Annotated in this window: 16 protein-coding genes; 7 read left to right on the forward strand and 9 right to left on the reverse strand. The window is 62.2% G+C overall.

Annotation, left to right across the window (positions count from 1 at the left end; translation table 11 throughout):
* Window positions 1-143: 143 nt before the first annotated feature.
* The 4 genes from OEG81_RS01475 to OEG81_RS01490 are packed head-to-tail and all read left to right on the forward strand — an operon-like array spanning window position 144 to window position 4,126.
* Window positions 144-1,154 (forward strand): glycosyltransferase family 2 protein, encoded by a 1,011-nt coding sequence (locus OEG81_RS01475; protein ID WP_264130928.1) that lies wholly within the window; start codon window positions 144-146, stop codon window positions 1,152-1,154.
* Window positions 1,144-1,854 carry a class I SAM-dependent methyltransferase gene (locus tag OEG81_RS01480; protein WP_264130929.1) on the forward strand — a complete coding sequence of 237 codons (711 nt, stop codon included), beginning with the start codon at window positions 1,144-1,146 and terminating at the stop codon, window positions 1,852-1,854. Before OEG81_RS01475 ends, OEG81_RS01480 begins: the two co-directional genes overlap by 11 nt.
* Window positions 1,851-2,192, forward strand: coding sequence for an EamA family transporter (locus tag OEG81_RS01485; protein WP_264130930.1), 342 nt, complete (start codon window positions 1,851-1,853; stop codon window positions 2,190-2,192). Before OEG81_RS01480 ends, OEG81_RS01485 begins: the two co-directional genes overlap by 4 nt.
* The gene (locus OEG81_RS01490; protein ID WP_264130931.1) at window positions 2,189-4,126 is read left to right on the forward strand and encodes a hypothetical protein; all 1,938 of its coding nucleotides are present in this window, start codon (window positions 2,189-2,191) and stop codon (window positions 4,124-4,126) included. Before OEG81_RS01485 ends, OEG81_RS01490 begins: the two co-directional genes overlap by 4 nt.
* Here OEG81_RS01490 and OEG81_RS01495 read toward each other — a convergent pair.
* The 7 genes from OEG81_RS01495 to OEG81_RS01525 form a co-directional block, all read right to left on the reverse strand.
* Entirely contained in the window at window positions 4,092-7,991 is a 3,900-nt protein-coding gene (locus tag OEG81_RS01495; RefSeq protein ID WP_264130932.1) for a glycosyltransferase, read from the reverse strand. The two genes, OEG81_RS01490 and OEG81_RS01495, sit on opposite strands and share 35 nt — an antisense overlap.
* A complete protein-coding gene (locus tag OEG81_RS01500) occupies window positions 7,988-9,370 on the reverse strand; it encodes an ABC transporter ATP-binding protein (RefSeq protein WP_264130933.1) in 1,383 nt (460 codons plus the stop codon). Before OEG81_RS01500 ends, OEG81_RS01495 begins: the two co-directional genes overlap by 4 nt.
* Window positions 9,360-10,178: an ABC transporter permease gene (locus OEG81_RS01505; protein ID WP_264130934.1), complete on the reverse strand. Its 819-nt coding sequence runs from the start codon at window positions 10,176-10,178 to the stop codon at window positions 9,360-9,362. Before OEG81_RS01505 ends, OEG81_RS01500 begins: the two co-directional genes overlap by 11 nt.
* The gene (gene rfbC / locus OEG81_RS01510; protein WP_264130935.1) at window positions 10,175-10,723 is read right to left on the reverse strand and encodes a dTDP-4-dehydrorhamnose 3,5-epimerase; all 549 of its coding nucleotides are present in this window, start codon (window positions 10,721-10,723) and stop codon (window positions 10,175-10,177) included. The genes OEG81_RS01505 and rfbC overlap by 4 nt, the downstream gene beginning before the upstream one ends.
* Window positions 10,723-11,604 (reverse strand): glucose-1-phosphate thymidylyltransferase RfbA, encoded by an 882-nt coding sequence (rfbA, locus tag OEG81_RS01515; protein WP_264130936.1) that lies wholly within the window; start codon window positions 11,602-11,604, stop codon window positions 10,723-10,725. The genes rfbC and rfbA overlap by 1 nt, the downstream gene beginning before the upstream one ends.
* Complete coding sequence (rfbD, locus tag OEG81_RS01520) at window positions 11,601-12,494, reverse strand: dTDP-4-dehydrorhamnose reductase (protein ID WP_264130938.1); 894 nt, start codon at window positions 12,492-12,494, stop codon at window positions 11,601-11,603. Before rfbD ends, rfbA begins: the two co-directional genes overlap by 4 nt.
* 187 nt (window positions 12,495-12,681) lie before the next feature.
* Window positions 12,682-13,653 (reverse strand): glycosyltransferase family 2 protein, encoded by a 972-nt coding sequence (locus tag OEG81_RS01525; RefSeq protein WP_264130939.1) that lies wholly within the window; start codon window positions 13,651-13,653, stop codon window positions 12,682-12,684.
* Between the two features lie 260 nt (window positions 13,654-13,913).
* Here OEG81_RS01525 and OEG81_RS01530 point away from each other — a divergent pair, with 260 nt between their 5' ends.
* Window positions 13,914-15,032 carry an MraY family glycosyltransferase gene (locus OEG81_RS01530; RefSeq protein ID WP_264132668.1) on the forward strand — a complete coding sequence of 373 codons (1,119 nt, stop codon included), beginning with the start codon at window positions 13,914-13,916 and terminating at the stop codon, window positions 15,030-15,032.
* Between the two features lie 30 nt (window positions 15,033-15,062).
* The gene (locus OEG81_RS01535) at window positions 15,063-15,845 is read left to right on the forward strand and encodes a glycosyltransferase family 25 protein (RefSeq protein WP_264130940.1); all 783 of its coding nucleotides are present in this window, start codon (window positions 15,063-15,065) and stop codon (window positions 15,843-15,845) included.
* Here the strand turns inward: OEG81_RS01535 and OEG81_RS01540 are convergent, their stop codons facing one another.
* Together OEG81_RS01540 and OEG81_RS01545 are read right to left on the reverse strand one after the other, a co-directional pair.
* The gene (locus OEG81_RS01540) at window positions 15,846-18,188 is read right to left on the reverse strand and encodes an autotransporter domain-containing protein (protein ID WP_264130941.1); all 2,343 of its coding nucleotides are present in this window, start codon (window positions 18,186-18,188) and stop codon (window positions 15,846-15,848) included.
* Window positions 18,189-18,371: 183 nt separating this feature from the next.
* Complete coding sequence (locus tag OEG81_RS01545; protein WP_264130942.1) at window positions 18,372-18,803, reverse strand: acyl-CoA thioesterase; 432 nt, start codon at window positions 18,801-18,803, stop codon at window positions 18,372-18,374.
* Window positions 18,804-18,884: 81 nt separating this feature from the next.
* Between OEG81_RS01545 and OEG81_RS01550 the strand changes: the two genes are divergently transcribed.
* The gene (locus OEG81_RS01550; protein ID WP_264130943.1) at window positions 18,885-19,406 is read left to right on the forward strand and encodes a gamma carbonic anhydrase family protein; all 522 of its coding nucleotides are present in this window, start codon (window positions 18,885-18,887) and stop codon (window positions 19,404-19,406) included.
* Window position 19,407: the final 1 nt, after the last annotated feature.

Consider the following 19,407-nt stretch of genomic DNA (forward strand, 5'->3'; position numbering starts at 1 on the left):
ATTGTGATTTTCAGGCTTCCCCGCCGGGCATGCGTTTTGCGTTGATGGCCATACGGCGTTCGGCCGACTTGCCGGTGCGTGCCGTCCAACCCAATAATCCTAGTTGTTCAGGAAGTTCCTTACGGCCCACTACAGGGATATCAGTGACGAACAAGCACCCCAAAATTGCAGTAGTCATCCCCAGCTACAAGGTGCGCGCGCATATCCTGGACGTTGTGGCGGGATTGGGCGCGGCGATCTGCAGGATTTATGTGGTGGACGATGCTTGCCCTGAACACAGCGGCGATTTTGCCGAAAGCAATTGTAACGATGAGCGATTGACCGTTATCAGGCTGGAGAAGAATCAGGGTGTGGGCGGAGCTGTCATGGCCGGTTATCTGGCGGCGATTGCGGATGGCATGGACGTCATCGTCAAGGTCGACGGCGACGGGCAGATGGACCCCGCCCTTGTTCCCGACTTCGTCGCGCCCATACTGGCCGGCGAAGCCGACTATGTCAAAGGGAACCGCTTCTTCTATCTGGAGCAGGTGCGCGCCATGCCGGGCCTGCGCCTGTTCGGCAATTCGGTCCTGTCGCTCATGACCAAGCTGTCCTCGGGTTACTGGGACATCGTGGATCCGACAAACGGCTATACCGCCATCCATTCGGCGGTGGCGCGCCATCTGCCCTTCGGCAAGATCAGCCGGCGCTATTTCTTCGAAACCGACATGCTCTTCCGCCTGAATACTCTGCGGGCCGTCGTGGTCGACGTCCCGATGGAGGCCCGGTACGGCGACGAAGTCAGCAATCTGAAAATCCACAAGATCGTCGGCGAGTTCCTGTACAAGCATTTCAGGAATTTCTGCAAGCGGGTCTTCTATAACTATTATCTGCGCGACATGTCGCTGGCATCGATCGAGCTGCCTCTTGGACTGGCCCTGTTCGCGTTCGGCGTGGGGTTCGGAGGCTATCAATGGCTGCTGTCGATCAGCAGGGGACTGTCCTCGTCGGCGGGCACGGTGATGTTGTCGGCCTTGCCGGTCATCATCGGCCTGCAGTTCATTCTGGCCTTCCTGGGCCACGATATCAGTTCGGTGCCGAAGCGGCCGTTTCATCGCCTCAAGCGCAGGCGGGATGCAAGGAAGAACGAAGTGGAGCTCAAATATGGTAAATGAGGACAAGGCCTGGGTCGAATACCGGCAACGATTTGCACAGGTGTACGACGAATCCAATTACGCCAGCCCTCTTCAGTCCTTCGTCATGCGGGCCAGCCATAAACTGACCGAAAAGCCCTTTGGGCCGGCCGATCATTTTCAAAAGGTGGTCGAAATCGGCGCCGGCACCGGCGAGCACCTGCCTTTCGTGCGCCATGGTTTCGATGAGTACGTATTGACGGACCTGGACGAAAAAACGCTGGAAGTGGCTCAGCGGAAGCTGGGCGGCGTCCACCTTGGCAAGCTGCGCTTCGAGACGCAGGCCGCGGGGGGGCTGGATTATCCGGATCATTCATTCGACAGGCTGGTGGCCACGCATGTTCTGGAACACATCTACCAGCCGCACCTGGCCCTGAAGGAATGGGCCCGGGTGCTGAAGCCGGGAGGCGTGCTGTCCATACTCATCCCCACCGATCCGGGCATGGCCTGGCGCCTGGGCAGGCACATAGGGCCGCGCAGGAATGCCCTGGCGCAGGGCATTGCCTATGACTACGTGATGGCGCGCGAACACGTGAATTCCTGCAACAACCTGATCGCCATCCTGCGGCATTACTTTCAGCCGCTGGAGGAGGCATGGTGGCCGCTGCCGCTGGCCTCGATCGATCTGAACCTGTTTTTCGCCTTCCATGCGAGAGTGAAGAGGCAGGAAGGCGCGGGATGATCACCTACCTGGCCGCTTTGCTTTGTGTGCTGGGCCTGGCCGTCGGCCAGATCCTGTTCAAGATCAGCGCCACGGCCCTGGCCCAGACCGGCACGTTTCTTTCCCCGAAAGTCGCGGGCGCCTTGCTGGCGGCGATGATGCTGTACGGCATCACTTCCGTGGGATGGGTCTGGGTGCTGCAAAGGATAGAGCTTGGCAGGGTGTATCCATTGATGGCGCTGGCCTTCGTCCTGGTGCCTGTCGCCAGCCATTTTGTCTTTGGCGAGCGCTTCCAGACCCAATACTTCATAGGAGTGGCGCTGATCATGGCGGGAATCATCCTGGCGGTGAAGGCATGAGAATGACGGGGTGTGCGCGGGCGGCGGCCCTTGTGCTGCTGGTGTTCGCCGTTCTGGTCGGGACGGGGCTTACGGGCTCATCGCTGGGAATAGGCCTGGACCAGCAGTCCAGCCTGGTCAGCGCGGATCAGAAGCGCCTGCTGGGCCAGGAGAGGCCGATACGGTCCGATGAGTGGGTGGTGTTCACGCCCATGGCCATTGCCCAGTACAACCACGAGCCGCGTTTCCCCGTCGTCAACACCAACCTGGGACCCGACGGGCAGAACATGCTGGTGGCGGGCATGGCCGGCGTGCCGGTCAAGCACGTATCGCAACTGGCCAAGCCGTCCACCTGGGGGTTCTATGTATTCGACTTGCGCAGGGCGCTGGCCTGGTATTGGTGGCTGCCCCTGTTCGGCTCGCTGTTCGCGGTGTGGGGCGTAATGGGGGTGCTGGTGCCCGGAAGATGGGCCGTGGGCCTGGGGACGGCGGCAACCTTCGTTACCTCGGCCTATGTGGCGGCCTGGTCGAACTGGCCAGCCTACACTGTCATGTTTCCCGCCTTGGGATTCTGCCTGTTCATCGGGATATTCCGCAGCGCTTCCTGGCCCCGCCTTTTGCTGCTGGGCCTTGGGCTGGGGCTGGCGCTGGCGGGCTTCGTGTTCGTGCTGTACCCGCCGTGGCAGGTCTCGGTGGGCTATATGTTTCTCTTCCTGGCAGCGGGCGTGGCCGTGCGCGACCGTTTGTGGCGCCGCGCCACGGCGCCCCGGATGGTGGCGCTGGCGGTGGCGGGGGGCGTGGCCGCCTACCTATGCTGGGCCTGGTGGAGCGACGCCCGGCCCGCGATCGAAGCCATGCAGGCCACGGTGTATCCCGGCCAGCGCACGGCGGCGCCGGGCGGAGGCCTGTCGGTATGGGAGACGTTTCGCGGCTTCGTGAACAATCACTCGCTGTATTACGAATTTGCCACCTTGACCAATCAAAGCGAAACGTCGTCGTTCATTTTGCTGTTTCCCGTGGCGATTGCCGCCGCCTTGCTGGGCTTTGTGCGTAAACGCCGGCCGGCCTGGCCCGAAGCGGCATTGATGCTGTTCTGCCTGTTTGTATTGTGGTTCCAGTATGTGGGCATCGGGCCCACCCTGGCGGAATGGACGCTGTGGGGCAGGGTGCAGCCCAAGCGCACGGATGTGGCGATAGGGCTGGCTTCCATCCTGCTTTGCGGGACGACCGTGGCATCGGCGCGGACGGCGGCGGATCCCAGGCCTTGGGAAGCGCTGGCAATCAGTGCGCTTGTCGCGGTCGCAGCGATGGTGGTTGTGGCCAAGACTCCCGAAGGCGCCATCGGCACGGTGCCGTTCTCGATGTGCCTGCTGGTCCTGCCCTTTGTCTTCTTCCTTTCGTACTGGCTTCTCAAGAAGGACGCAAAGTCATTCGTTCTGGGCAGCCTGTTCCTGACCTGCTCGATGTCGCTGCCTTTCAATCCCCTGGTACGGGCACCGTCGGAAATAGTTCCAGCCGACGACATGCTGCGGGCCGCGCGCGACGACAGGCAGCGCGTGCTCGTCGTCGGCACGCAGATCGAAGCCATGGAGCTGTTCGCGGCCGGCGTGCCGGTGGCCAGCGGCGTGTTCTATTATCCGCAGAAGTCGATATGGAAGGCGCTGGATCCCGACGGTAAAAGCGAATCGCTGACCAACCGTTATCAGCATATGCTGTACAACAGCGATCCGACCGGGAAGGTGGACGACTACGCGATAGAAGCTCCTTTCCCGGATGTCGTTAGGGTGTTCATCAATCCCGAGCGCTTCGATTTCTCCGCCGTGGGGGCGCAGATCGTGCTGGCTCCCACGGGCCTGAACCTGTCGGGGAATCCCCATGTGGAATTGGCGGGCAAGGATTCAGTGCACAGCTTCTACCGGGTCATTCCCAGACCCGCGGCGGCCAGGCCAGGCTGAAGTCTTCGCTGCATATCGTCAGGTTGGGGTTGTAGGCCGGGTCGCCAAGCAGGCTTTCCCCCCAGCGCTGCTTCATATAGTCCACTTCCTTGGTGAAGCGCGCCTGCTTTTGCGGCGTGTCCTCATAGCCCCGGCTGGCCGATTCGTGATGGTACATTTCGGCGTAAGGCGTCCATACATTGCGGTATCCGGCCTTGGCGACGCGCAGGCAGAAATCCACGTCGTTGAATGCAATGGGCAGATTGGCGTCGTCCAGCCCGCCGACCTCCTGGTAGATGGATTTCCTGATGAGCAGGCAGGCCGCCGTCACGGCGGAAAGCGTCTGGATGAGGCGTGCGCGCCCGAAGTAGCCTGGATGGTTCCGGGGCAGATGCTTGTGGGAATGGCCCGCCACACCGCCCAGCCCGATGATGATCCCGCTATGCTGGGCGGTGTCGTCCGGGTACCATAGCTGTGCGCCCACCGCGCCCACGCCTGGCTGCCCGGCAAGGCTGATCATTTCTTCCAGCCAGTCGGGGCTGATGATTTCGATATCGTTGTTCATCAGGCACAGGTAGTCGCCTTGCGCCTGCCTCGCCGCCGAATTGTTCAGGGCCGAGAAGTTGAAAGGACGTTCGTCGCGAAGGACGCGTATGCGCGGGTCCTCCCGCAGGGCGGCGAAGTAATCCAGCGTGGCGGGATCGTCCGAATCGTTGTCGACGACGAGTATTTCGTAATTTCCGTAGCGCGTGCGTTCGGTGATGCTGTCTATGCACTGCCTGATCAGCTCGAGCCCGTTGCGCGTGGGAATGATAAGGCTTACCAGCGGCAACGGCTGGGGCAGGGCATAGCGCACGCGGTACATCCCCATGTCCAGCAATTCCGCCTGCGCATCGATTGCGCAGCGCCGGAAGTGGTCGTCGATGGCGCGCTTGCCGGCTTGCAGGGCATAGTTCTTGGCCTGCCCCGAAAGCGCGGTGCTGCCCGGAACCGCTCTCCAGTGATACAGGACACGCGGAATGTGCACGATCTGGTAGTCGGCCAGCGTCTCGATGCAGCGCAGCGCCAGGTCGTAGTCCTGCGACCCTTCATAACCCGGGCGAAAGCCCTGCAGCTCTTTGACCAGCCCGGTCCGGTAGCAGCCCAGGTGATTGATCATATTGTGCGACAGGAACAGGTCGGGGTTCCAGTCCGGCTTGAAGTAGGGCGCCGTCCGATTGCCCGCGATGTCGATCTTGTCTTCGTCCGAATAGATCAGTCCGGCGGCGGGATTGTCCAGGATGGCCTGGGCGACATGGAACAGCGCATGTTCGGAAAGCAGGTCGTCGTTGTCCAGCAAGGCGACGAACTCGCCCGTGGCCAGGCTCAGCGCCGAATTCGAGGCTTTCGATATATGGCCGTTCTGCTTGCGATAGGCGACTTTTATACGCGCATCTTCGCGGGCATGCCGCGCAAGCAGCTGGCGGACGGAATCGTCCTTCGAGGCGTCGTCGGCCATGCACAGTTCCCATTCCTGATAAAGCTGCGTACGGACCGACTGTATGGCCTGGTCCAGCAGATCCAGCGGCGGGTCGTATACCGGCATCAGGATGCTGATCAGGGGTTTGCGGGGCATGCCCTTGATGCGTTTGCGGATATCGTGGCGCAAGGCGTCGTCGATATTGCCGTAGCGGCGCAGCCATTCGGCGTAATCATTGGGATTGGCGGGTGGCTGGTCGCCAAGCGGACTATGGACGGCGCGGCGGGTCAGCCGCTTCAGCCGGTAGCGCATGCCGCGCAGTCCCTCGCGGTGCGCGATGGCGCGCGCTTTATGGAAAGCCATGTACCAGCCGCCGGCGCCCCGCGCCGACGCCGCCAGCGCGCCGGCCAGCCGGATGCCGCGCCTGGCCTGGTCGGCGGGCCACCGCAGGGGGGCGGTCAGCTTCCAGCTTGTCGACGCGCGCAATGCCTTGAGTTCGCCGGCCAGCATGTTGTTCTGGATGTTCCGTTCATTCAAGGCGTGTTGATAATCGAGTGCCGATTTTTCCAGGTTCCGGATGTGCGTTTCCTTGTCCAGCACCGCCAGGTTCAGCCGGGCCGATTCGCTGCGGGCCTGCTCCAGCGATGATGTGAGTTCGGCGATGGACGCATCCAGGCTGCCGACATGGGCGGCCATGTCCTGGGCTGCTCCGTCTTGTTCCGCACTGGAGGCCGGCCGGATCGCCAGCGGCTGGTCGGGGTGCCAGTCCAGGAACCGCTCGATCGGCAGGCCGGTGACGTGCTGCTGGATTTGCGCTTCCTGCTTTACGAATCGGGAAAGATCGCTTTCCGTCAGCGGGTACCCGGCTCGTTCCAGAACCGACTGGACGAATTCCTTTCTCGATCCAGGATAAGGCGCGGCCGGAGCGCCTAGGTTCCTTATCGAGGCAAGCATCAGCAGCAGGGACCTGAAAAGCAGGCGGCCCAATGGGATCCCATTATCCAGCTCCCATTCTTCATCGATGGCCGCGGGTGTCCCATCGGCCTGGATGACGATGTTCTGTGGAACCAGGTCGAAGGCCCTGCCCGGCAGAACGGTATCCGGATCGTTCCATTCCGCCGATGGCGCGGCGTCGGCAAGCACTGTCCGCAACGCCTGGACATGGCGTTCGACCAGGCGTGCGACATCGTCGATTGACCAGCCGTCGCGCGTGATGGCCTGGACGAACTCCCACGACAGGGTGTGTCCGCGCACATAGGGCGCTGTGGAAGGGTGAGCGTAGCGGATGGGTGGTTCGGTGTCCGCCGTTTGGCCCGCTTTCAGCGGCGCCCGTATCGGCTCGTAATGCAATAAGACGTGGCCTTGATCGGGAGCCCGGACAAACAGCGTTTCCTTGCAGTATTGGGGCACGCGCCCTGTGCTGTAGTGGTAGGCCAGGGTTCGGGCGGCGCATTTTTCCGGCGGCTTGCCGCCGGCCCGGATCAGGAATGAATTCGCCAATTCCAGGCCCAGCCCGTTCTTGAAGATTTCCGGCCAGGCCAATTCCAGCGCGAAATTCATGCGGGCAGGCAGCTGCGGATCGGCATTCACGCTCTGCCAGGCCAGCGCGCCGGCATCGAACTCCGCGTCGTCCAGGCCGGCCTGGGTCACGATGGATGCGGGCAGCTTGTAGTCGGGAAGCGGCGCCATGAACCGCGTATCGGAGAATCCCGCCGCCTCGATCAGTCCATGGAGTGCTTGCCGGCCGAAAGTCTGCGGCTGGTCGCTGCGATAGCGGCCTTCGATCCCATACATGGCCACGCCCAGGTGATCTTCCGGGGCGCCGGCGAAATACTTCAGCCCCATCTGGTTTTCTATGGCAAGCAACAGAAGGCCGTCGGGCTTCAGCAGCATCCGTACCCGCTTCAGCAGCGCAAGCGGCGGCGAGGACGCCTGCGTGAACAGGTTGGCGTATTCCAGCACGCCGATCAGCGTGATGACGTCGAATTGCTGTGACGGTTCGAAGCGGTCGAAGGACTCGGCCAGCACCGTCACCTGGGACAGGTCCCGCGTCCTGGACCGCGTCATGGCGGCCCGGCGCATGCTGCCTTCCAGGGCCAGCACGGTCGCCCCGCATTCGCCCAGATAGCGGGTAATGGCGCCGCAGCCCGATCCGATTTCCAGTATGTCGCCTTTCAGTTCGCCCTGGAAAGGGCGCAGGAGGTTGGCGCGGGCGGCCGACAGGTGGTAGGTGGAGGGCCAATCGGTGCATTGCCGCCGCAGCTCGGGGGACAGCACCGACAGGTCGCGCGCCTGGCCGATGACCTCGGCCAGCCGGTTTTCGCTTTCATCGCCGTCGCTGTAGCCGATGCTGACATGGCCGGGGCGCGCCCACACGCCCGTCCGCGCATCCAATACATAGCCGTTGGCGGTCAACAGGTCCTTCATGCCTTTTCCTGGATGGCGTTGATGCGCAAGCCCATGTCGGCAAGGCCGAAGAACGCGTCCTTGCCGCCCGGCTGCACGTGCAGGTGGATGGCGTCGTAGCGGCGATCCAGTGGAATGACGTCTTCGCCATGGCGCTTGGCCACGCCGACGGAAACGAAATAATCGCCTCCCGCCAGCCGGCAGTCGAACTCGAATTCGGCGCAAACGCTGCTGTGCTGGCGGCCGGCGTTCCGGAACCGGCGATCACCCAGGATTTCAGTGTTGGTGCCGTACACCGTTACGCCTTCCTTGGTCTTGATGGTGATGCCCAGAATGGGGCGCACGACGGTGGCCAGGAACTTTACGGAAACGGCCAGCACGATGCGTCTGGAAGGGGCGATGGACGATGGGTAGTCCCGTCCGTTGACCCCCAGGTAGTAGTCGAGAATCGAAACGCTGCCGTCCCCCCATCGGTATTCGTGGGGGTTGTAGCCGGGCCGCGTGGCGAACAGGTCGTCGTGCCCGCTAAGCCGGTAGGCGGGCTCCGCATCGCCCGGGGGCGCCGCGCCGGCCTGGCCGGTTTCCTGGCGGGCCTGCCGGCTTTCTTCCGCAACGGCGGCGGGCGGCGCGGCCTTGTCCTGGCCGAAAAGCAGATCCAGATAGCGGTTGACCACGGCGCGCGGTTCGCCCATCAGCACTTGTTCGCCGTGATCCAGCAAGAGGGCCCGCGAGCAATGCGCCACGATCTGTTCGCTGGAGTGCGTGACCAGCAGGATGCTGGTGCCGTTGTCTTTCAACTGGCGCAGCCGTTCGAAGCATTTGGCCTGGAACTTGGCGTCGCCGACCGACAAGGCCTCGTCCACGATCAGGATGTCGGGACGGATCTGCGCCTGCACGGCGAATGCCAGGCGTATGGTCATTCCGCTGGAATAGGTCTTGACCGGCTGGTCGATGAAGTCGCCGATGTCGGCAAAGCCGACGATGTCGTCGTAGCAGGCATCGGTTTCCGCTGTGCTCAAGCCCAGCAACATCGCGTTCATATAGATGTTTTCACGTCCGGTGAACTCGGGGTTGAAGCCCGAGCCGAGCTCCAGCAGGGCGGCGATGCGGCCCCTGGTCTGTATGCTGCCGCTGCTGGGATTGAGCGTGCCGCAAATGAGATGCAGCAAAGTGGACTTGCCGCTGCCGTTGCGCCCTATTACGCCAACGGTTTCGCCCCGGTCCACTTCGAACGAAATGTCGCGCAGCGCCCAGAATTCGCGGAAATACTGCCTGACGGGACGGTGCAGCGCCCGTTGTATGCGGGGGTAAATGGATTGCTTCAGCCTGTCCTGCGGCCTGCCATAGGTGTGATAGCTTTTGCCCAGGCCTTGCACCTTGATGGAGGGGTCAGACGACATCGGCGAACCCCTTGCGTGTTTTCTGGAACCACGCGAAGCCCAGCCCCGCAATCAGCAATGCGCCGGCCAGATACAGGAAAAAGACAGTCCAGTCGGGCGCCTGGCCCCAGAACAGGACCTCGCGCGCCTGTTCGATGGTGGGCGTCAGCGGATTGAGCAGCATCAGGTGGCGGTACTGCGGCGGCAGCGCGGTGGCGGGATAGAAAATGGGCGACAGAAACATCATGACCGTGGTCAATATGCCTATGAACTGCGCGATGTCCCGTAGATAGACGCCCAGCGAGGCCAGCCCCCAGCTGATGCCCATGGTGAAGAACACCAAAGGCAGAATCACCAGCGGCAGCAGCAGGACGGTTAGGTGGGGCGGGCCGAAGAAAACCCCATAGGCGACCAGCCAGACGACCAGGCTGACCAGGGCGTGAAACAGGGTGGCGCCCAATGCAACCCAAGGCAGCACCTCCAGCGGGAACACCACCTTCTTTATGAAATTGGCGTTCGACAGCATCAGGCCCGGCGCCCGGTTGACGCATTCGGAAAAGATATTGAACACGATCAGGCCCGCGAAAAGAATCAGGGCGAATTCGGTCCTGGAGCCGCTGCCCGTATTCCAGCGCGCCTTGAAGACGAAACTGAACACAAAGGTATATACCGCCAGCATCAGCAGGGGATTGAAGAAGGACCAGAGTATTCCCATGAACGAACCGCGATAGCGGCCGACCACCTCGCGCTTGACCAGCGCATGGACCAGGTGGCGGTTGCGCCACAGGCTGGCGATCATCTCCCGCGGGGAGGCGGAAAACTGCCTCATCGGGCGAACACCTCGGCGTCCGCCAGCAGGAAGCCGTTCCTGTCTTTCTCCGAAAGCACCGGCCGGATGCCGGCGGGCCACTGTATGCCTATGGCGGGATCGTCCCACCGTATGCTGCGTTCGAACTCGGGAAAGTAGTAATCGGTGGTCTTGTACAGGAACTCCGCTTCGTCGGACAGCACCACGAAACCGTGCGCATAGCCCTCGGGCACCCACAATTGTTTCTTGTTTTCGGCGCTGAGCAACTCGCCGACCCATTGGCCGAAGGTGGTGGAGCTTTTGCGCACGTCGACGGCCACGTCGAAGACCTCCCCGCTGACGACGCGCACCAGCTTGCCTTGCGGGTGCTGTATCTGATAATGCAGGCCGCGCAGAACGTTGCGGGCCGAGCGCGAATGGTTGTCCTGCACGAACTCCACGTGCCGGCCTATGGCTTCTTCGAACTGCGCATGGTTGTAGCTTTCGAAGAAGCTGCCCCGGCGGTCGCCGAATACCTTGGGCTCCAGCAGGACGACGTCGGGAAGGGCGAGAGGCTTGGCTTTCATCAGAACACCTTGTTGTCCAGCATGCTGCGCAGGTACTGCCCATAGCCGTTCTTGGTCAGCGCCTGCGCCAGCTTTTCCAACTGCTCGGCGGTAATCCACTTGTTGCGGTAGGCGATTTCCTCGGGGCAGGAAACGCGCAGCCCTTGCCGGTTCTCCAGGGTGGAAATGAATTGGCCGGCTTCCAGCAGCGACTCATGGGTTCCCGCGTCGAACCAGGCGTAGCCGCGGCCCATGATCTCCACGTTCAGCCTGCCTTGTTCCAGGTACAGGCGGTTGATGTCCGTGATTTCCAGTTCGCCCCGCAGCGAGGGTTTCAGGTCCCTGGCCATGGCCACGACTTGCTTGTCGTAGAAATAGAGCCCGGTGACGGCATAGTTGGACTTGGGTTTCTTCGGTTTTTCTTCCAGTGAAAGCGCTTTGCCCGCGCCGTCGAACGCCACCACGCCGTAGCGCTGGGGGTCGTTGACGTGATAGGCGAACACGCTGGCGCCCTCGCTGCGCCGCGTGGCGCTGCGCAGTTGCTGGTGCAGATCATGGCCATAGAATATGTTGTCGCCCAGTACCAGTGCGGAGTGGTCGTTGCCGATGAAGTCCTGGCCGATTATGAAGGCCTGGGCCAGGCCCTCGGGCTTGGCTTGGGCGGCATAGCGCAGGTGTATGCCCCATTGGGCGCCGTCGCCCAGCAGTTGTTCGAAGCGGGGGGTGTCCTGCGGCGTCGAGATCAGCAAAAGATCGCGTATGCCGGCCAGCATCAGGGTGCACAGGGGGTAATACACCATGGGCTTGTCGTATACGGGCACCAGCTGTTTGCTGATGGCCAGTGTGGCGGGATGAAGCCGAGTGCCCGATCCCCCTGCCAGGATGATGCCTTTTCGTTTCATTGGTTTTCCGTTCGAATAAGTTGCTGCATGGCGCGATCCAGATGGATGCGCCAGTCCGGCAGTTGCAATCCCAGCGCAGCGCTCAGTTTGCCGGTATGCAGGCGGGAATTCTTCGGCCGTTTGGCCGGCAGGGGGTATTCTTCCGTCGTAATGGGCCGTATCCGTTCGGCGGAGAGGCGCAGGTTCGCTCCCATCCCGGACAACCGCCGTACGATATAAACGGCCAATTCGTGCCAGCTTGTTTCGCCCGAGGCGGCAAGGTGGTAAATGCCGGAAGGCAGAATGCCCTGCCGCTTGGCGGCAATCGCCAGGGCGGTCACATCGGCCAGCAATTCCGCCGAGGTGGGGGCGCCGATCTGATCCGCCACGATATTCAGCGAATCGCGTTCGCGCGCCAGGCGGAATACCGTTTTGACGAAATTGCCGCCCTGGGCGGAATACACCCAGCTGGTTCGTAGGATCAGCGCCTTGCAGCCGCTATTCATGATGGCCTCCTCTCCCAGCCGCTTGCTGCGCCCATAGACTGAAAGCGGGTTGGCGGCATCGGTCTCGGTATAGGGGCCGGCCTTGCCCCCGTCGAATACATAGTCGCTGGAATAATGCACCAGCAGGCCGCGGGTGCTGTGCGCATAATCGGCCAGAAGGGCTACCGCGCTGGCGTTTACCTGCAGCGCGGCGGCCTCGTCGGTTTCCGCCTTGTCGACGGCGGTGTATGCCGCGGCATTGACGATGATGTCCGGCGCTTGATCGCGAACCGCCCGTCGCAGTGCCGCAAGGTCCTGCATATCGGCCTCTTTCCGGCCAAGGCACGCCAGTTCGCCAAAGGGCAGCAAGCTGCGCCGCAGTTCGGTGCCCAACTGGCCGTTCTTTCCTGTAAGCAGTATTTTCATGCTGAAGACTGCATTTTCTACTTCACTCGCTGTCTGACTGAATGTATAGAGTTGATAGGCCGGGTGATGTAAGCGTTAACTATTTTTTGCGATTTTTTGCGCGGGCTGCGCCTGTGGCGTTGAAATGGCTTCCCACTTGCAACCCGATGCCCTGGAAGCCGGAAGCCGCCTGGCGCGACGACTATCGTTACAATTTTCCAAAGATGCCCGCCACCACGATGCCCAGATTTCCAAGCAGTGTCTGTCGATAGACGCCGGCCTGGAACAGGCCTGCCAGGCGTGGCACCAGCCAGCGCCTGCGGGCGCGGATGAACGTTTCCAGGATCATGCGGTTGCGGTGGGTCAGCCAGGGTTCCAGCAATATCAGGGCCTGTGTGTTCCGGTCGTTCCAGGACTTGAACTGGCCTCGAAAAAGCTTGCGTATGCGCAACATGCGTGCCGGCCAGTTCGCATTCATGCCTATGATGTTTCCGCTGTGCTGGCGGTATCGCACCGAAGGGTAGCTGTCGTACAGGACACTGCCGCCGCAACCGCTGACGACCAGGTAGGTCCACCAATCGTGAATCACGATGTCGGTGTGGCGGTCGACGCTGCGCAACCGCCGGCATGCAGCCGCATTGAATACCATGGTGTTCCCCCCCGCGATATTCTGCATCAGCGCGTTGGCGAAGCTGGGCGGGCGCATAAAGCGCTGCGAATAGCCAAGGTCCATATTGTTCTCGTCGACGTAGCGGGTGCGGGAGCAATACAGGGCCAGCGCGTTGCGCGGCGAATGCTCCAGCTCGGCTTGCAGCATGCCTATGGCTCGCTCCAGCTTGTCGGCTTCCCATATATCGTCCTGATCCGAATAGGCATAGAAGTCGGCCGATATGTTCTCGTCCTGCACCAGCGACATGAAGTTCTGTGTAGGACCGTCTGCCGAGCTATGGACGATGTGCATGCGGTTCCGGCCCCATTTTTGCTGGTAGCGTTCGAGTATGGCCAGCGTGCCGTCCGCGGATCCATTGTCCGACGCCCAGACCGTCCAGTTGGCATGCGTTTGCGCTTCGAACGATTCCATTTGGGCGCTCAGGAAACGGGCGCCGTTGTATGTTCCAAGAAGAATCGCTACGCTGGGTCCGGGGATCTGGCTTGAGTCGTTGTGCGCGGAAACAGTCATTGAAGTCTTGCAAGTGCTGTAAGAGAAGTTACCGGTTGCACTCAGGATGGCCGCCTTGAGCCTCTTTTCATTCAAGATATATGTCTGAGCGCAATGCACGGAAACGCGTTGTATCGATTCTTGGCTGGATGTCCTGTTGTTTGCCGCTACCCTTGCTCTGGTGCGCGCGGTAGTACGGAAAAGTGCCGTAACGCTTGAATTTCACGGTTTCAATTCCAGCCGGCATCCTTTCAATGTGTATTCCTTACTGGTTTCTTTTCATGGTGTATTTGCTGACGGCTTTTCTGGTTTCGCTTGCCCTGACGGCTATGCTAGTGCGCTACAAAAATTTGCATAGCCGCTATACGGCCGATAGCGATTTGACGGGGGCGCAGAAGTACCATGTACGCCCGGTGCCCAGGGTGGGCGGCATTGCCGTTGCATTGGGCATGCTGGCCGCAAGCCTGCCGCTGGCTTTGCGCGAACCTACTGTGCTGGGGCCCATGCTGCTGATCTGGGCCTGTTTATTGCCGGCATTGCTGGCCGGGCTGATCGAAGACTTCACGAAGAAGGCCTCGGCCGGGTTGCGCCTGGCGCTCATGGCGGGCTCCGGCGTTCTTGTTTATTTTTTCCTGGATGCGCGGTTGACGCACCTGGATATCCCGGGCGTCGATTGGCTGCTGGGTTTCGCGGCGCTGTCCTTCGTCGGCACCCTTGTTGCGATTTGCGGCGCCGCCAACGCCGTCAATATCATCGATGGCTATAACGGCCTGGCGGCCGTGGTGTCGGCGCTGATCTTTGCGGGGTTTGCCTATGTCGCCTATTACCTGGACGACAGGCTTCTGCTGGTGGCGTCGGTGGCGATGATAGGCGCGATTTGCGGGTTTCTCGTCTGGAATTATCCCAATGGCTTGATCTTCCTGGGCGATGGCGGGGCATACTTTATCGGCTGCATGATGGGCATGGTTTCCATCCTGTTGTTGGCCAGGCATCCGCAGGTTTCCGCCTGGTTTCCCCTGCTGCTTTGCTTCTATCCCGTCTTCGAGACCCTGTTCTCCATCTATCGCAAGGCCTTCGTGCGCCGGCTTTCGCCGGCGGTGCCGGACCGGGTCCATTTGCACATGCTGATCTACAAGCGCGTCGTGCGCTGGGTGGACGCCGATTTCTACAACGACAAGCGCTGCAAGGCGCGCCGCAATGCAATGACCTCGCCTTTCTTGTGGGTGTTCTCATCGCTGGCCGGCGTGCCGGCGCTGTTGTTCTGGCAGAACCAGCCGGTTCTGATCGGGTTCACGCTGCTGTTTGCGGTGGTCTATGTGTGGATGTATCGCGCCCTGGTGCATTTCCGCATACCGAAATGGATGGTGATCAGGCATCGTGTGAAATCAATGAGGGTGTAAGATAAAGGCCCTTTTGCAAGCACGGTCTGCATGGTGGCCCCTCTCGGCATTTACGTTATAAGTCTTGTGTCCGCGCAGGACAGGCGCTCCTTCATGGATGCACAGCTTGGCCGGCTGGGCCTGTCTTACGAGCTTTTCGATGCCATCCATGGCACGCAAAATCCCGATCATCCGCTGTTCAGCAAGTACGACGACAGGAAGCGCGCCCGCCTGCGCGGTTCGGGCGCTTCGCTCCGGCTGTCGCAACTGGGCTGCTTTGCCAGCCACTACCTGCTCTGGGAAAAATGCGTGCAAGGGCAAGCGCCGATCATTGTGCTGGAAGACGACGCCATCCTGCTGCCGGAATTCATGGCGTTCTACAAAAGCGCCGCGGAATTCGCCAGCCGCTACGGCCTGGTGTGGCTGCAGCCCAATCGGAAGATCCCCGGGCAGGCCGGACTGGCCCTGGGAAGAATCGGCCCGTTCACCGTCAAGAAGTTCGTCAAGGGCTTTGCCGGGACCACCGGCTATCTGATTACCCCGGAGACGGCGCGGGTGCTGCTGGACTATTGTTCCGAATGGGTCTACCCGGTGGACAACACCATGGACCGTTTCTATGACCACAAGGTGGAATCCATAGGCCTGGATCCGGTGTGCGTGACGCAGGACGACGATTTCGAGTCGTCGATCAATGTGCCTGACGCGGGCGGCCGGCACAGCCTGGCAGACACCGTCCGGCGCGAGTATGCCAACCTGAAGGATGCGCTGGCCCGCAGCGCGCATAACCTGGCCTTTCTGTTAAGGGCGAAGCGGGCCGCCAGGCGCTCGGGCTAGTCAGAAAGCCCAGGATACATCCAGGCGGGCGCCGTGCTCTTGCCGGCGCCGCGCAAACTGGCCGGCATAGGCGATGCCCACGTTCATATTCCTGGCCGGCGCGGCGTCCATGCCCAGGCGTAATGACCAGGCCTGGCGGGAGACTGGCTGGCCTTCGGATTCGAACATCCATGGCCGGTTGCCGCCGCGAAAGCTCTGGCGCGAGAACGTGCGCACGTCGCCTCGCGCGTGGCGCCATGCCGCCATGGCGTACAGGCGCGCCGTGCCCTGGAAGGTTTCCATGGCATGGGTGGCCTTGATTCCTACCATGGCGAGCCCCAAGGCATGGCCGGCCGGCGCGATGTCCAGCGCCGCCGTTCCGCCGTTTTCCGCGTGACCCTGGGCGTGGGTCCCGATCCAGGCGAGGCGCAGGAAGGGCTCGATCCGCGTTCTGGCGGGCTCTTGCCGCGCGGCGCCGGCCAGCCGGCGCAGGGGCGCGGCGATTTCCGCGAATAGCTGCAGTGTGCGCGCGCGGTAGTTGCCCGACAGGGCGTCGCGCAGGTCGGCGACCGCGATCTTTCGGTGGCTGCTTATTGCATGCCAACTGTGCGCGGCGCCTAAAACCAGGTCCGCGCTGCGCCAGCGCCCCGCCAGGCTGACGCCGGCGAGTACGCTGTCGATGCGCGCGTGGGCCATGCCTGCCGCCCGCCGCGCCTGGCTTTGCTGTGCGCCGGCGAACGCGCCGATGTGCCAGCGGTTTGCGACGGGCCGCGCGACGCCGGCCACGACGCCGATCAGGTCGCGGGTGTCGCCGGGCGTGCCGTCCTGCGCCCCGCGATCGGCCGAGGCGTGGAAACTGTGCTGCCAAAACCGGCTTTGCGACCCTGCGGGCTCGAACGGCCCCGGCATGGCATGCAGCAACGCGGCCTCGCGCACGTGGCGGCTGTCTTCGGCCAGGCCTGACAGCACCGATGCATGCCAACTGCCCGATAGCTGGCGAAAAGCCTCCCGGGCCTGATCACGGTCCATGACGATGATCCGGTCACGCAGGTCGGGGTTGTCGTTATCGATGGCGTCGGCGACGTCCTCTTCGGTGGGGGTGTCGGCCACATCGTCCAGCGGCCTGTCGTTGCGGCTGAGGGTCAGGTATACGTTTTGCGCATCGTAGCTGAGCGCGGGGTCGAGAAAGGGCAGATTGGTATGGACCGACTCGAAGCGGGTGTCCTCCAGGCCCAGCCCCGATTGCAGCACGGTGTACCGTGTGCCGGGTTGCCAGTCGCCGGCCTGGGCCAGGGCGACGACCTGGCCGGCCAGCAAGGCACGCCCCATGACCTGCAGGGTGTCGGACCCGCCCGCCGCATCCGTTCTAAGCTCCAGCCTGGCGCCAGGCTGGAATTGCAGGTCGCCCAGCACCGACAGGGTCCCCATTCCGCCCTCGCTCCGGGGCGCCAGGGTGGCGCCGTCCAGCACTGTGGCCGAGCCGAGGGTTCCGTGGCCTTCCAGGCGCGCGCCGCGGTTGACCTGTATTGCGCCGCCGAAGAAGTCCTCGATGGCCAGCGTGCCCTGGTTGACGGTGGCCGTGGCGGGATTGGTGACGAAGCCCAGCAGCCGCAGGGTGCCCGATCCTTGCTTGACGATGGGCACCGAGCCGTTGACGATGCCGGCCTGGGTTGCGCTGCCTTGGTCCACGCGCCACTGCACGCTGCCGGCATGCCCGGCCGGCGCTTCCGCCGCATGGCCTTCGGTGTCATGCCGCAGCTGCATGGCGTTGTATACGACGGCGCCGTCTCCGTAATCCAGCGTTGTTCCCTGGTACATGTCCAGCGTTCGATAGGTCTGGCCCAGCGCGCTGCTGCCTTCCACCCGTAGCGTGCCCTGCTGCAGCAAGGTGTTGCCTTGATAGTTGTTGGATCCGGACAGCACCAGCGTGCCGGCGCCGCGCTTGACCAGGCCCTCGCGTGATGCGCCCGGATTGGACAGGGTGCCATCCAGCCGAAGGATGGTGCCGCCGCTGGTGTGCACCCAGGCTTGCCTGTCGATCAGGAAGGGACGGCTCGATGCAAAGGATGCGTCGGTATAGAGCGTGTCGCCCGAAAAAACAAAAGGCGCATCGGGGGGACCCAATTGCGCCTCGTCATGTATCCAGCGGATGTCGCCCGGTGGCGGCGACCACAGCGCCAGCGACAAGGGATGGTCTTTGCGTTTGGCCGATGCCCGGCCTATGGCCTCGGCCAGGGCGGCCTGGCTGGCGCTTAAAAACGAAACCGCGGCCATGGCGGCCAGTGCGTATCTATATCTGCGGGGGATGCCCCGCTTCAGGAAACAGGTCTTACACGGCAACTGCGATGCGTCTTGAGTCATCATAGTATTTCTCCGCTAGATAAATACGTCACACTTGGGACGTCCGGATTATGATACGTTTTGACTTATATTGATATAAATATCTAAAAATAATAGAAAATATCGCTCGGGCGCAGACCGTTTCATCGGGTTTTAGGGAAGCAATCGGAAAAAGCCGACCGGCGCGGCGCGCGCCGGGGCGCATGTTCAGGCGATCTTTTCCAGCGCCCGCCGCAATTCGCCGGGCAGCGGCACAGGGCGCCTTGAAGCCTGGTCCACATAGACATGCACGAAATGGCCGTGGGCGGCGGTCAGTTCCGCGCCCTTCTTGAAGATGCCGACTTCATAGCGCACGCTGGTGTTGCCCATGCGCGCCAGGCGGATGCCCGCCTCGATATCGTCGGGAAAGGCCAGGGACGCAAAATAATGGCAGCCGGTCTCCACGACGAGCCCGATGACCTGGCTGCGCGCAATATCGAGCACGCCGCTGTCCATCAGATACCGGTTCACCGCGGTGTCGAAAAACGAGTAATAGGTCACATTATTGATGTGGCCATACACGTCGTTGTCCATCCAGCGCGTGCCGATGGGCAGGAAAAGCCTGAAGTCGCCGCGTGGCCGCGGCTGGGGTCTGTCCATGGCGGGGTTCTCCTGTCGTAGTGCGCAATTTTCTCGTATGCTACGATCTTTTCACTTTCTGGACCAAGCCGGACGCTAGCCATGACCTGTTATAAACTGGGCGACCTTGCCCCCCATATCGACGACAGCGCCTTTATCGCCGCCGAGGCCACCATCATTGGCCAGGCCACCCTGTCGGCCAACACCAGCGTATGGCCGGGCGCCGTCATCCGTGCCGACAATGAGCCCATTGTCGTCGGACAGGGCTCCAATATCCAGGAATCCGCCGTGCTGCACGTCGATCCGGGCTGCCCGCTGACCATAGGGCAGGGGGTGACGATAGGGCACCAGGCCATGCTGCATGGCTGCACCGTGCACGACGGGGCGCTCATCGGCATCCAGGCGGTGATCCTGAACAACGCGGTCATCGGCAAGAATTGCCTGGTGGGCGCCGGCGCGGTGGTTACCGAAGGCAAGTCCTTTCCCGAGCGCTCGCTGATACTGGGGGCGCCCGCCAAAGTGGTGCGCGAACTCAGCGACGATGAAGTCGCGAATCTGAAGAAAAACGCCCAGGGCTATGCCGATCGCGCCACGCAATATAAAACCGGCTTGCAGCCGCTGTAGC

Source organism: Pollutimonas sp. M17 (genome assembly GCF_025836975.1).
Taxonomy (GTDB): Bacteria; Pseudomonadota; Gammaproteobacteria; order Burkholderiales; family Burkholderiaceae_B.

Bases quoted from the DNA above. Each gene is read 5' to 3' on its own strand.
- OEG81_RS01535 (WP_264130940.1), top strand. From the start codon at position 15,063: ATGGTGGCCCCTCTCGGCATTTACGTTATAAGTCTTGTGTCCGCGCAG.
- OEG81_RS01530 (WP_264132668.1), top strand. From the start codon at position 13,914: ATGGTGTATTTGCTGACGGCTTTTCTGGTTTCGCTTGCCCTGACGGCT.
- OEG81_RS01495 (WP_264130932.1), bottom strand. From the start codon at position 7,991: ATGAAGGACCTGTTGACCGCCAACGGCTATGTATTGGATGCGCGGACG.
- rfbA (WP_264130936.1), bottom strand. From the start codon at position 11,604: ATGAAACGAAAAGGCATCATCCTGGCAGGGGGATCGGGCACTCGGCTT.
- OEG81_RS01500 (WP_264130933.1), bottom strand. From the start codon at position 9,370: ATGTCGTCTGACCCCTCCATCAAGGTGCAAGGCCTGGGCAAAAGCTAT.
- OEG81_RS01545 (WP_264130942.1), bottom strand. From the start codon at position 18,803: ATGGACAGACCCCAGCCGCGGCCACGCGGCGACTTCAGGCTTTTCCTG.
- OEG81_RS01485 (WP_264130930.1), top strand. From the start codon at position 1,851: ATGATCACCTACCTGGCCGCTTTGCTTTGTGTGCTGGGCCTGGCCGTC.
- OEG81_RS01480 (WP_264130929.1), top strand. From the start codon at position 1,144: ATGGTAAATGAGGACAAGGCCTGGGTCGAATACCGGCAACGATTTGCA.
- OEG81_RS01505 (WP_264130934.1), bottom strand. From the start codon at position 10,178: ATGAGGCAGTTTTCCGCCTCCCCGCGGGAGATGATCGCCAGCCTGTGG.
- OEG81_RS01490 (WP_264130931.1), top strand. From the start codon at position 2,189: ATGAGAATGACGGGGTGTGCGCGGGCGGCGGCCCTTGTGCTGCTGGTG.
- OEG81_RS01550 (WP_264130943.1), top strand. From the start codon at position 18,885: ATGACCTGTTATAAACTGGGCGACCTTGCCCCCCATATCGACGACAGC.
- OEG81_RS01525 (WP_264130939.1), bottom strand. From the start codon at position 13,653: ATGACTGTTTCCGCGCACAACGACTCAAGCCAGATCCCCGGACCCAGC.
- rfbC (WP_264130935.1), bottom strand. From the start codon at position 10,723: ATGAAAGCCAAGCCTCTCGCCCTTCCCGACGTCGTCCTGCTGGAGCCC.
- rfbD (WP_264130938.1), bottom strand. From the start codon at position 12,494: ATGAAAATACTGCTTACAGGAAAGAACGGCCAGTTGGGCACCGAACTG.
- OEG81_RS01540 (WP_264130941.1), bottom strand. From the start codon at position 18,188: ATGATGACTCAAGACGCATCGCAGTTGCCGTGTAAGACCTGTTTCCTG.